The 13,130-nt window shown below is 35.5% G+C and carries 13 protein-coding genes and 1 pseudogene; 4 read left to right on the top strand and 10 right to left on the bottom strand.

Going from position 1 to position 13,130, the window contains the following annotated elements; genetic code table 11:
* From UC75_RS19720 to UC75_RS01765, 3 genes and pseudogenes are all read right to left on the bottom strand, one after another.
* Positions 1–352, bottom strand: a pseudogene (locus tag UC75_RS19720) (cytosine permease); the annotation flags it as partial.
* 245 nt (positions 353–597) lie between these two features.
* The gene (locus UC75_RS01760) at positions 598–1,062 is read right to left on the bottom strand and encodes a hypothetical protein (protein WP_005304574.1); all 465 of its coding nucleotides are present in this window, start codon (positions 1,060–1,062) and stop codon (positions 598–600) included.
* 243 nt (positions 1,063–1,305) lie between these two features.
* Positions 1,306–2,235 carry a DMT family transporter gene (locus UC75_RS01765; RefSeq protein ID WP_049836490.1) on the bottom strand — a complete coding sequence of 310 codons (930 nt, stop codon included), beginning with the start codon at positions 2,233–2,235 and terminating at the stop codon, positions 1,306–1,308.
* 94 nt (positions 2,236–2,329) lie between these two features.
* On the opposite strand from UC75_RS01765, the gene UC75_RS01770 reads away from it, so the two are divergent.
* Complete coding sequence (locus UC75_RS01770; RefSeq protein ID WP_049836491.1) at positions 2,330–3,181, top strand: LysR family transcriptional regulator; 852 nt, start codon at positions 2,330–2,332, stop codon at positions 3,179–3,181.
* Between the two features lie 139 nt (positions 3,182–3,320).
* Here UC75_RS01770 and UC75_RS18555 read toward each other — a convergent pair whose 3' ends face one another.
* From UC75_RS18555 to UC75_RS01790, 5 genes are all read right to left on the bottom strand, one after another.
* Positions 3,321–3,500: a hypothetical protein gene (locus tag UC75_RS18555; protein ID WP_034596619.1), complete on the bottom strand. Its 180-nt coding sequence runs from the start codon at positions 3,498–3,500 to the stop codon at positions 3,321–3,323.
* Between the two features lie 553 nt (positions 3,501–4,053).
* Positions 4,054–5,073, bottom strand: coding sequence for a fimbrial protein (locus tag UC75_RS01775; RefSeq protein ID WP_049836492.1), 1,020 nt, complete (start codon positions 5,071–5,073; stop codon positions 4,054–4,056).
* Entirely contained in the window at positions 5,070–7,526 is a 2,457-nt protein-coding gene (locus UC75_RS01780; RefSeq protein WP_416202204.1) for a fimbria/pilus outer membrane usher protein, read from the bottom strand. The genes UC75_RS01775 and UC75_RS01780 overlap by 4 nt, the downstream gene beginning before the upstream one ends.
* A gap of 140 nt (positions 7,527–7,666) precedes the next feature.
* Positions 7,667–8,410: a molecular chaperone gene (locus UC75_RS01785; protein ID WP_049836494.1), complete on the bottom strand. Its 744-nt coding sequence runs from the start codon at positions 8,408–8,410 to the stop codon at positions 7,667–7,669.
* A 73-nt stretch (positions 8,411–8,483) separates the two neighbouring features.
* Positions 8,484–9,056, bottom strand: coding sequence for a fimbrial protein (locus UC75_RS01790; protein WP_013198119.1), 573 nt, complete (start codon positions 9,054–9,056; stop codon positions 8,484–8,486).
* Between the two features lie 410 nt (positions 9,057–9,466).
* Between UC75_RS01790 and UC75_RS01795 the strand changes: the two genes are divergently transcribed.
* A complete protein-coding gene (locus UC75_RS01795; RefSeq protein WP_004792817.1) occupies positions 9,467–9,817 on the top strand; it encodes a hypothetical protein in 351 nt (116 codons plus the stop codon).
* A gap of 63 nt (positions 9,818–9,880) precedes the next feature.
* Positions 9,881–10,093 carry a hypothetical protein gene (locus UC75_RS01800; protein WP_049836495.1) on the top strand — a complete coding sequence of 71 codons (213 nt, stop codon included), beginning with the start codon at positions 9,881–9,883 and terminating at the stop codon, positions 10,091–10,093.
* 48 nt (positions 10,094–10,141) lie between these two features.
* Here UC75_RS01800 and bioB read toward each other — a convergent pair whose 3' ends face one another.
* Together bioB and queG are read right to left on the bottom strand one after the other, a co-directional pair.
* Positions 10,142–11,131: a biotin synthase BioB gene (gene bioB / locus UC75_RS01805; protein ID WP_004792815.1), complete on the bottom strand. Its 990-nt coding sequence runs from the start codon at positions 11,129–11,131 to the stop codon at positions 10,142–10,144.
* An 87-nt stretch (positions 11,132–11,218) separates the two neighbouring features.
* On the bottom strand, positions 11,219–12,319 hold the full coding sequence (gene queG, locus UC75_RS01810) for a tRNA epoxyqueuosine(34) reductase QueG (protein WP_049837328.1): 1,101 nt from the start codon (positions 12,317–12,319) through the stop codon (positions 11,219–11,221).
* A 26-nt stretch (positions 12,320–12,345) separates the two neighbouring features.
* Between queG and UC75_RS19725 the strand changes: the two genes are divergently transcribed.
* Positions 12,346–13,130: NAD(P)H-hydrate epimerase (locus tag UC75_RS19725; protein ID WP_228137017.1), on the top strand; the 785-nt coding region annotated here is incomplete at its 3' end.

The following is a 13,130-nucleotide window of genomic DNA, read 5'->3' on the forward strand; positions in this document are numbered from 1 at the left end:
CAATATACATGAGGCAAACAAGTATGATTGGAATACAAGCACCATATACCCCAAATTGCACACGGCTGGAAATCATTTGGGGTAAGCCAAGTTTAGGACCTTGGGCAGCATGTAGTGCCATAACGGCAGCACCAAAACATTGTCCCACGAATAAACCAATAATAGACCAAAAAACATCCCCGCCTAATACAACTGCTAGCGCACCCGTCACAATGGCTGTGATTTGTAAATTAGCACCAAACCAGAGGGTGAATTGAGCAAATACACCGCCATGTCTTTCATTTTCTGGAATAAAGTCAATACTTCGGTTTTCAATAAAACTACTATTTGGTTTCTCAGCCGATGAGTCCATTTCACTCTCCTTGTCCTTTAAGAGTCCACTCTATTTTTATTAATTCAATATTTGTACAAACAAATATAAACATGTATATACAAGTAATTTAAAAAATAATCAAACAGTTTTTGAGGCTGTAAAAGCTAAAAGTGGCTTAAATAATTCATAGATAAATAGAAAATGTATTTGATTAATTTTATTTTTTAAAAAGTTAAATAATGGAAAAATAATATATAAAAAAGCCCTCTATAGAGGGCTCAACTTTATGCGTTTGCATCTAAAACGATTTGGAAATAAGTAGGAAGTTCAGAAAATTGCACGAGTTGGGTTTTATCTTCTTGCTTAAAATAATATTGATAATTTGGAGTTTCTAAATGGTTATCTAGATATTGTGTTGCATCAGTAAACTGGGCTTTTGCAATGGGCTTATCTTTCTTGCATTTAATAATAACAGGATTTACCGAGTTTAATTTTACAGGAACACCATTTTCAAATTTAGCAGTTTCAATCAACAAAGAAATTTTGAAATCACCAAAATTTACACAAAAGTGACCTCCATTTTCTGTCTTAACTTCTCGGTCAGAGAAAAGATCTTTAAATAAACTCTTCAGGGATTCCCGGTGTTTATCTAAAGCAAGTTGAAATTCATGATCTCGTTGCTCGATCTTTTCTTGTTCTTCTTGTAGCAATTTGGCTTGCTTTTCAATAGTTGTAAAATCCAGCTTCATTTTAATATCTCCTTTGGTTGTTTTAAAACTATATATGGCAATCTTTTATTAAGTTTTAAAGAAACATACAGTATTTGTTACAACGGAATAATAAAGATGAGCTTTTGTATAAATCTTCACAAATGTAAAAATATTTTTTGAAAATATAATAACTTAAAGAAATTATCGAGAGGTGATTTTGTATTTTATATTTGAAAATGCTGCTACATATTAATAGTAGATTTTAATGTAGCAGCATATTTCTTATTTTGTACAATGTTTCGCCATAAGTGGAGTACTTTTAATTTTTAAAAAACCTCCGCTACTCATAACACCAAGCATCACCAAACCTGTTCCTAGTAACTGCCAGATATTAAGGGTTTGCCCAGCAAGCAAAGCAATGATCATACTGAACACTGGTACAAAGTTAAAAAATACCGAAGCGCGGCCAGCACCTAACTTTTGTATGCCATTAAACCAGAATAAATAAGCAATCATGGTAGAGCAGATAACCACATATCCCATGGCTAAATGTGCATTTACAGGTGCAGATGCAATGGCTGAAAGAGGATTTTCAAATATCATACTCAACAAACCAAGTGTTATTGCTCCAAACATCATAGAAAAAGTCGTTGTTTCTAGCGGCGTAGCATTTTTTACATAACGACGAGACAGCACATTTGCGAAACAAAATCCAAATGCACCCAATAATATAAATAGATCTCCAATGTCTATTTTGAGATGAAGTAAAGTTGTTATATGGCCCTGACTAATCACAAGTAACACGCCACTTAAACCGAATAAAACTCCTAAAAATTTACTAGTTGTAAGTTTTTCACCATCTAGCATGATTGTCATTAATAGAGTCATTAACGGTGTAGTTGCCATAATTAAAGCACCGTTCACGGCTGATGTCGTTTTTAAGCCGTAAAAACAGCCTATGTTGAAACCTGCAATTCCAATTACCCCAATCACAAGATAGATAACTAAATTTTGGCTTAAGGCTGCCCATCTTAATTGGCCTGTTATTGAAAAGATCAGAAGTAAGCCTAGGCTTGCAATTGAAAACCGTTCAGATGCAGCAGATAGCGGAGGCATATGTTGAATGATATAAGACATTGCATTAAATGCTGATCCCCAAAAAAACATTGTTAAGACAACACCAGCATAGGCATAAGCCACCGTTCTGTTCATGGACAGGCTCCCATCAAGAAAGGTTTTATTCTGAGCAATTACATAAAGGTGTACAATTCCATATTAATACACTTCTAATGTGAAAATTTGCACAATGATTGATTGGGAAAATTTACATTACTTTTCAGTTTTTACAGAAGAAAAGTCACTGTCAGCGGCTGCCCGAAAATTGGGAGTAGATCATGCAACTGTATCTAGAAGAATTGCCCAGCTAGAACAAAATTTAAAACTTAAATTAGTTGATCGTAGACCACGCACCTACATCCTAACCCCTGATGGTGAACGCCTTGCGCAGGTGGTTGCTCGTATGATGGAAGAAACTTTTTCTATTGAACGTTTAACTCAGGCTGGTCAGCAAGAAGTGATGGGAAGTGTTTCTATTAGTATGCCTCCTTTAACTGCGGCACATCTCATCATGCCTCATCTGGGTAGGTTTTATCGCCATTATCCTCAATTAAAATTGCGCGTGCTTGGTGATGTTCATTATGTTTCTTTACAGCATAGTGAGGCTGATATTGCGGTAAGATTTGGCCGTCCTAAAGATGAAAATTTAGTAGCTCGTAAAGTAGGGGAAATTCCCTTTGGAATATATGCTGGTCCAAATTATTTGGCTTCAACGGCTCCTGAAAATTATGAATGGATTAGTGTGGAAGTAGGGGGAGTACATGGTCAAAAACAGCAAAAATTAAAAGAAAGATTAAATCATAAAGAACCCATTATGGTGACCAACCATCCTGAGTTACAGTGGAGAGCTGCATGTGGAGAAGTAGGTTTAGCGGTCTTACCGGATTTTTTAGGCGCTCTTAGCAATTTAGTTAGATTACAAGATGATCATCCGATGAGTGCTGAAATTTGGTTAGTTACACATGAAGATTTACGGCACAGTCCAGCAATAAGAGTAGTAATGGATTTTCTTGTGAGCTGCTTCGAACCTTTCAAAATATAAATCTTAAGAATTAAGGGCGCTAGATAATCCATTAGACTAGAATGGTTTGCTCTAAACATTGAATAGTCAAATTGGTAAAGTTCTTGAACTATTAGGGGGAAGATTTATTTCTAATTTAAATTCTTCTCTTGTTTATATTTTAATTGTCAGGAAAGAAACCTGCATCTTCACGTGCTTGCTTTAAAGCTAAGATAAAGCAGATTAATAAAAGGAAACCTATAAAGAAAAGAAAAAGATCGATGTTACTAATCGCAAAACCTATACTTGTAGCACCTAGACTTAGTAATAAGATACATAATATTTTCCAAAAAATGAGCATGTTACGTTCTGATAAAAAGTCTAAAGATATTATTTGCAATTGAAGGGGAATTCTAAATTTTTTTATGTTTTTTTTATTATAAATTATGTAATTCAGTAAAATTTTAATTTTTATGATCCTTGTGTAACTATTTGAAAATAAAATAAATTTAATTTTATTCGACTTGATGAGTGAATTTTAATTTTTCTTAAAATTAAGTTTTTATTAATTAATAGAATGATAATTCTTTAGAAACACTATAAAATAGTGCTTATGAATTAAATTTATTTTTTTAATTTATTTAAAACAATATGTTATGTTGGCTATTAGAATCTTTGTTAAAAAAAAGACTTGATCTTTAAGCTATTTTTTGAAATTATAGTCATGCAAATTGTGATCTATTTCCCACAATTTGTATTTCAGGTTAAGTGGTTATCACTAATGCTCATTTGCTATTTTTGCTTATGAGCATTTTTTTATGTGATTTTTTAATAGAACTACAAAGTTTAAAAATAGCCTTTGAGTTCCCTTGATAGCATTAAGCTTATTTGTTTAGTAATTTTATAGAGAATAGTTAATCATATTGAATCGTCACCGTCGCTGTAGCTTTAACCTCACCTGCGGTCACATTGGTGGCGGTCTGATAATAACGGGCAGTTAAAGGAATATCATATTCAACAGTTTGGTTGGAACTCACGCTACCTATATTGAGTTTGGTTGCTTTTTGAATCGGCTTATTTGCTCCATTCATATTCCATAACAGTTCAACACCAACACCGTTAGCTTTTATTGAATTCGCAGCACTGTTGTTAATCACCTGATTATTGGAGGTATCAGAATTATAATCAAAACTTAAGCTGATCGTATTGCTCGTAGCGATACCAGAGTTGTTTTCGCCACCATTACATAAGATCGATAGATTAAAATTCTGTTCCCCTTGGGTTGACCCAATTGCTCTAAAGCCTGATTTCATCACGGTTGGAAGTTGAACTGGTGAATCTATACCATTTTGAATTTCACAAGATGAAGACGCAATAAGAATAGGGGCATTACTTAATACGGTAGTGGTTAAAAATGGGCGGTTCTGTTGCCCTGATACGTAATAGGTACTGTAACGGCCTGCAACTAGTGCGCCAGAACCAGTTGTCATAGCAGTTTTAATCACTTCCATAACAAAATATCCTGGGGAAAGTGTATATGTTTGATTAGGTGTTAATGAACGTCTATAAGGATAATATCCTGAAAAATCTGAAGCATCGGCAGCTTCGCGATAAAGTCGAATACCAATACCTGGAATATTGGTGGCATAAACATTATTGCCTATTGGGCTAATTGGATAATTTAAGGGGAGAGCTGCAATAATTTGATCACTCGCACGATTACAAGTTGCAGTCGAATTATTAGGTGATACTGTAAAAGTATTCTTTTGTAAGATTGTTCCTATTGGATCGTTTGGTTTTACCACGATTTTACCTATCGTCATTGGAATATCGACGGTAGTAAATCCTTTACTTAAATTGCAATTTGCATTTGTATGGTTATAAGCAAATAGACTCACTGCCAAAAATCCAATTTTTTTTAAAATATTATTCATTTACAGACTGCCTTTGTCATAATAATTGGTTGGTTGTTATGCTTTATTTGATCCGCTATATCGTATTCAATCTCGCATTTTTCAGTACTGGTATTTCCCCATTTCACATATAAACGATCATGGGTTAAGGGTGTTCGTAAATAAATGCGACTGCCTTGTGCGACAATGCCTATTACTTCGTTATTCTGGTTATATACCTGTGCGGCAAAAGGTAGATGTGAACCATCTAATGTTGTTGTACTAATAAAAAGTGCATAACCTTTTTTTGTTGAGAATTGGACTTTAGTGATTGAGCCAGCATAGGGCGCAATCCGTAAACTACTTTCAGAAAGCTCAACTTGGGTAGACATGCCTTGCGGATCAAGACTAATGTCATTCATACGGTAAGGCGTAACATAGGGAATAACGGCATACCCATTTTTATTAATACTTAGCCCAGGTGTATTACCGACTTGTGCTCCCGTAGCATCCGGCGCATAGACCAACACCATGGTTTGGGCTTGATCTGGCCCAAACAAAATTCCCTGAGAATGTGCAACAACATTACCACTGAAGCTAAGCATTTCTTGTTGGTATGAATCTGCATGACTGAATGAAGCACCAAGTGTTGTATAGTTTGTTTTATAGGTACCATTAATATTTAGATTGGTTTGATCATGGTCCTGATTGGAAATTGATGCGCCGTAGTTTAAGCGATTTCCTGTAAAGCCACTGAAGCTTAAAATCTGACTGTCATCACCAATAACACTATTAAAAGTCAGAGAATTTTTCTTAAAATCTAATGGAAAAGAGAAAGAAGCCAGGTACTGGGTATCTTGTCCTGTGCGAGCGCCGTCTTCTTCAATCTCGCTGCTCATTGCAGATAAACTATAAGTTAAATCTTTAAATTGATTGCTATAACCTAATTGGAACTGTTTATTGGTCTTGGGGTGATTCCAATAATTTATCCATGAACCGACTAAGTAAAAATTTCCCCATTGCTTTGGAAGCACCTGATTTAAAGTAATCTGAAATTCACTTTTTTGTTTGCCTACGGAAAGGCTATCAATATTTTGCTTTTGTAAATCTTGAATTAAAATTGCATCACGCAATTTGAGATAGTTTTCTGTTGAATAGCGATAAGTCGCTAATGTTAAACTAGTATTTGTTGGGGAAAATAACTTACTGTAGCTTAAACGATAACTTTGCCCAGTCATTGTAGGTTGATGATCAAACTCAGTTTTTGACTGGGTCGCATCAAAAGAAATCGCTCCAATAGATGTTGAAAAAGCTGTACCTAGTAAGAGTGAGAGATACTGTTGTGTTGCTTGAACTGCACTGTAAGTTGTGAGGTAATTATTAATTCCCCGTTGATATGTACCTTGTATTAGCCAAGGATTTAGGCCAAGGTTTGAATCTCTAAATTGCCCTAAAGTGAAAGAGTATCGACTCATTTCCGGACGTAGCATTTCGACGACAGAAGCATACGGAATAGCAAATTTCTGAATTACGCCATTAGATTCAATTACCGAAATTTGTAGCTCGCCTCCAAATCCTGTTGGGTAAAGATCATTAATTTCAAAGTTTCCGGGCGGTACTGTTGTTTGATAAATTAAGTTGCCTTGTTGCCTAACCTCGACTTTCGCATTGGTTTTTGCATAACCTCTCACTCTGGGAGCATAACCGAGCATACTGTTTGGAAGCATTCGGTCATCACTTGAAATATTTACGCCGCGATACGGTAAAGAATCGATAAAATCACTATTAGTAAAATAATCGCCTAAAGTCACAACACCATGAATTTTCGGAAATGCTTTTTGTATATAGGTATTTGTTGAAGTATAAGAAGAATTATCAGATTGAAAATCAGTATGGTCTTGCCATTTCCATTGTCCATTATGGCGAAATTGCCAACTCGCTAAATTTGCTCCAAGATTAGTCCCCATAAAAGCATATGCGCTTTCATGTTGTTCGTTAACTATTCGATAAGCAGTCGCGTTATATGTCAAAAAAGCTGCATTAATACCTCGATCCCAAAGATGTGGATCAATATAGCCCTGCGCATTTTTTTCTAATGTGACTTGGGGGATAGAGATATCAATTCTTAAACGAGAACTATCAAATAGATAAAAAGCATTATCTATCCAATGACCTAGTGCATCACAAGAAAGAGAGGAAGTATGAGAATGTTGGCTAAGCACATCAGCTTTTACGCCATATTCTAGTAACATGGCTTCTGTAAAACAGGTTTCGGCATTTACGTTAGGAGAGCTGGCATTAAAGCGCATGCGTCGTTTACCCAACCATTGACCATTAACATAGACATCTAAGCTATATTCACCAGCTAAGATGGGGTTGCCATATTTGAAACGACCAATATCAATTTTTTGTGCATTACCTACTAAAAAATTGCTATCAAATTCTGCTTTTGAGAAACCTGAAGCATCAACATTATTTTGTGCATATGCTGCCAAAGGCATAAATAACGCAATACTTGAGGCCACATAACAAGTAAAAGGGCTTTTTAAACATATATAAGGTATAAACCATTTAGACATAGTTTTAGAGCCTATTCATGATAGGTATTTAGGTTTTTTTAAGTAATATAGTAAGGTTAGAATTTTATTGGATGCTCAACTCTTCCGCCGTAATCATTGATATATACAAAGCTCATATCTGCTACATTTTTATTCTTTAGTTTTATTTTATCTTCAGAAAAAGGGGCAACCATTAAACCTTGTTGTAACAAGTCTGCTTTATGGCCTTCAGTTCCTTGAAAAATGGAAGTGATAGTGAGGAAAAAGGGAGTCGGGTTCTTTACTACTAGATATTGATCATTTATTTTCCATTGAACTTTTTCACTTAGCTGTTCAATATTTTCTTTTAGATCTATAGGCCGATAAAAGAATTTAATTCGCGAACGAACAGCGAGCTGTAAAAAATTATTAGAAATTGGGGTACTTTGGTCTTGTTGAGTTTTGCCTTCGGGTTTAGGAGGTATATCTAAAACATTAAGCCAGAAAATTGATTCTTGTTGCTGACTTAATTGAGACGAATTAGGTAGAGCTGTAATTCTTAAAGTTTGGCCCTTAGTTGCTTCTACTCGTGAAATCGGGGGAGTAATAATGAAAGGCACATTTGCTTCATCGGGAGTTGATTTTGCATTTCCATCATCAATCCAAGCTTGAACAAGAGACGGAGCTGTGCCGTTATTGCTTAGTTGTAATGTGATCTCACGTGCATTTGAAGGATAAATGACACGAGTTCCATGCAAAACAATTTCAGTATGACCTGTGGTAGTCAGTGCTACCTGTAGGCAAACTAATCCCCAAAAAAACTTACGACCACGAAAAAGCATGAGCCATATTCTCAATAATGAATAATAGATAGGAGATAGCTTCTATTTAGAAATAGAAGCTTCAGTTTTAATTTTATTGATAAATAATCGTGTATTTGACTTGCGACGTTACCGTACCCGCAGTAGAAGCACCTGTAGCATAATATTCAGCATAATAGTTAAGGTCAGCATCACCACCTGCTGAAACATTTACCCATTGCGAGTTGGTCTGCGTGCTATTCGTGCTTGTAGCAAGTACTGGGATTACAGCATTATTACTGCCTAGCAACTGGATATTCACGTTTGTTGCCGCACCCGAGGTTGCTTGGTTTAATAAACGACCAGTATTAAAGTCAACGGTAGCGCCCGGTTCAAAATAAGTGGCTACTTTGCCAGCAGAAGCACAGTTTGTTAAATTAATTTGAAATGGGGTACGACCAGCCACATCACCTGCATTTTTTAAAGTTTGAGATGAAACTGTAGGTAGATTAATTGTTAGATTTTTATCTCCAGTATCAATAGTACAAGTATTATCTGTAACAAGACCATTAATAGTAATTGTGCCATCTGCTGCTTGTGCATTTGTTATATTTAAGAGAGAAACCGCTGCTATAAAAATAAACTTTTTCATAAAATCCCCAGAATAGCCTTTTAAAATAAAATCCATTACTTTTCAGCAAGTTTATTCTGCTTAAGTAAGGCGAAGGAAATATATCACTTTTCAACCAAAAAACAAGAAGAACATTATATTTATATATATTTTGATCAATTGTTTTTATAAATAAATTTTTTTGAAATATATTTTTTATCAGTTGGTAAAATACTTTATGATTCATTTTTAAAATAAAATTAAAAAACTCGTAATATTTAAGTATTTGTATTTTATTAAATTAATCTCACTTTAAAATATTTTTGAGTGAAAAAGTATATTTTATCTACATAACTATATGTTTTTAAATAATAAATTTATTTTTTTAATTTATCTTGTGAATAAATTTATTTTTTAAGAATTTTTTAAGATTCAATTCCTACTGTTTTAGTTGTAATTCAATAAAAGATAATCTGGAGTTCCGTTCCATGAATAGTATGAAGTATAGCTATAAACCAAATTACTTTTTCTTTGCTCATAAACTAGTTTTGTTTTTAAAGGATTATCTGATTAAGCACCCAACGGAGCAGCAGACAACGTTTAACCTACAGACGATTTATGACATCTTTAGTCATGATCTTGCTTCAAGTACAACTAATCTTGAGGGTATCTTAAATATTGCAGATGAATACGTCTTTGAAACAGAAGATGGTTTACTTCCATTGATTAGTAAGCACTCTGTTAATCTCAAGAATCATGTACTTTCTTTGGAATTTTCACCACAAGCTTTGACAAGCTTATTGTCAGGTCGCTCTTTAGTGAACCCTAAAGCAGCTTAGATTTTCTTTTAAGGTAGAGTGAACTCATATAAAATTCATAAAATTTATTTTTAAGAGTTACTTATGAGTAAAGACTTTAAGGCCTTAACTTATATTACGGATGATAATATAGCAGATACGGTGACTTGGCTCTTACACCATCAAGATGTTTTCGATTCTTTTAATTTTGATGTATTGAGCCAAGAGCTCTCTGTAACGCATGCAGCAGGAAAAGACATTATTCGAGTAGGGACATTTCTTAATGCCACTTACGGAATTTTAGTTACTTCTGTTTAAATAAAAAAGCCCTGAAAAATCAGGGCTTTTTTATTTTACTGCACTAAGTTATGCACTCATTGCATTTACTGATAAGTCAGCAACCGTAGGTTTTGGTTTTTCTGCGGTTAAGCCAAGTTTATTAAACAACGCTTGGTCTTTACCTTCACCAGCATTTGGTGTGGTGAGTAATTTATCACCAGAGAATAGTGAGTTTGCACCTGCCATAAATGCTAATGCTTGATCTGAATCACTTAATGACTCACGACCAGCAGATAAACGAATATAGCTATGCGGCATAATAATGCGTGCAACAGCAATAGTGCGGATCCACTCAATTACATCAAGCTTTTCAACATCCGCTAAAGGTGTTCCTTCAATTGGAACAAGCATGTTAATTGGCACTGATTCAGGATGAATTGGCAAGGTAGCTAATTCATGCAATAAACCAACACGGTCATCACGACTTTCACCTAGACCTACAATACCGCCACTACAAACTTTCATACCAGCTTGGCGAACATAATCTAGGGTATTTAAACGATCATCAAAAGTACGTGTGCTAATGATGTGAGAGTAGTACTCACGAGATGTATCTAGGTTGTGATTGTAATAATCTAAACCAGCAACTTGTAGACGTTCTGCTTGAGATTGGTTAAGCATGCCTAAAGTCATGCATGTTTCTAAACCTAAAGCTTTTACTTCACGTACCATTTCTAATACATAAGGCATATCGCGCTCATGTGGGTTACGCCAAGCAGCACCCATACAAAAACGAGACGAACCTGAATCTTTTGCAGCTTTTGCTTCGCTAATCACTTTTTCTACAGCGATACGTTTTTCTGCTTCTAATTTTGATTCGTAATGTGCGGATTGTGAGCAGTATTTGCAATCTTCAGGACATTTACCCGTTTTAATAGATAAAAGGGTACTGACCTGAATCGAATTGGCAGTGAAGTGCTCACGATGTACTTGCTGAGCCTTGAAAACTAAATCCAAAAAAGGTTGTTCATATAAAGCTTGGATTTCTTCACGATTCCAATCATTACGTAGAGTCATTGTCATATCCATGATGATGGCATTAATTCACTACACATAATCATACAGAATTCGTATTAAAGCTATAGGGCAAAAAACATCATTTTTTTAATTTGATAGCTGAAGTTGATTAAGTTGCTGTTCAATTGCCCAATCAATATGCACATTGACGATTTCGTCATGTAAATTTTTGCCTTTGTGTAGCTGATCTACAATTTCTTTTGAATAAGGAGCATTTCCTAATCCGACAGCAATATTACGTTTAAATGATTGATAACCTGTCCTACGAATAGGGCTACCTTCTGTATTGGCTAAAAAAGTGGCTTCATCCCACTGCCAGATATCCAGTAGACTAATATTGTCTAATCCATTTCTAGGGTTGAAATCACTAAGGGACGCAGTTTTGGCAAAACTATTCCATGGACAAATTAATTGGCAGTCATCACAACCAAAAATTCGATTACCAATACCCGCACGTAATTCTTCAGCAATAATTCCTTTGTATTCGATAGTTAAGTAAGCAATACATCGTCTTGCATCTAGCATATAAGGCTCGACAATCGCTTGCGTCGGGCAAATATCAATACAAGCGCTACAAGAACCACAATGTGCTGTTGCAGGTTCGTCGAAAGGTAAATCGAGTGACGTAAAGAGCTCGCCTAATACAAAAAAAGAACCCGACTTTTTATGAATGAGCAAAGTATGCTTACCTGTCCAACCCATACCGGCACTTTCAGCTAATGATTTCTCAAAAATAGGAGCCGAATCTGCAAAAGGGCGAGATTCAAAATCGCCAACTTTTTCACGAATTCGTGTTGCTAAAGTTTTCAATCTGCCACGCATGACTTTATGGTAATCGCGGCCACGTGCATAACGGGCGATAATCGCAGAATTTGGTTCGAAAGGTACATATCGAGGTTTTGGAGATTCCACAAGATAATTCATACGAACGCAAATAATACTTTTTGTGCCCGGAACTAATAATGTAGGGTCGGCTCGTTTTTCTAGATTTTCTTCTAAATAGGTCATGTCTGCATGATAACCACGTTCTAGATATTCTAAAAAACGTGGCATTTGCTCTTGAGCATCTGGTTTTGCAATGACACAATCAGCAAAACCCAAGTCTAAGGCTTGAGCTTTGATCCATACTTTTAATTCATGAGGATCAAGTTGTTGCACTGCAATGCGTGATGTGTTGGAAGATGTCATAAACCAAAATGCAAGAGGATAATAATATGCAGGCGGTAGTTTACCATAGCGATGATATTCGAGCATGGGAGCAGCGTTGGTTTGCTGCACAAAACTCCTCATTAGGTTTAATGCAACAAGCAGCTTGGTCAATCGCTCAGCAGTTCATCGAGCTTTTTAAAGATCGTACCATTAATAATATTGCTGTCTGGTGCGGACAAGGTAATAACGCAGGTGATGGCTACTTTATAGCAAGTTATCTAAAGCAAGCTGGATTTCACGTTGAAATATTTGCGGCTCAATTGGGTGAATCAAACGATTTACATTGTGCAGCGCAATTTGCTATAGAAAAGAAAGTTCAAATTCATTCAGATTTTGATATTAAAAGAACATTCGATTGTCATATTGATGCTCTATTTGGCATAGGCTTAAATCGAGAATTAAATACTAATTGGCAACAGGCTATTCAACAATTTAATAAACAATCTGGCTTAAAAATTTCGATTGATATACCGAGTGGCTTACATGCAAATACAGGCTGTGCTTTACCTTTTGCAATACGAGCTGATCATACCTTTACTGTTTTAGGGCTTAAAGCTGGATTATTTACAGGTCAAGGTAAAGAATATGTGGGACAAGTTCATTTAGTTAATTTAATTCCAATAGATCAAGAGCTGAAACTATTAGCTTATTTGACACCGACAAGTATTAAGCTTCCTAAACGTTTGGCTTTTGGTCATAAAGGTAGCTATGGTCATGTCTTAGTGGTTGGTGGACATGAGCAAATGGGTGGCGCTGTCATTATGGCTGCTGAGGCTGCTTTTCATGCAGG

Origin of the sequence: Acinetobacter sp. V2 (assembly GCF_001188385.1) — a bacterium.
Classification (GTDB): domain Bacteria; phylum Pseudomonadota; class Gammaproteobacteria; order Pseudomonadales; family Moraxellaceae; genus Acinetobacter; species Acinetobacter oleivorans.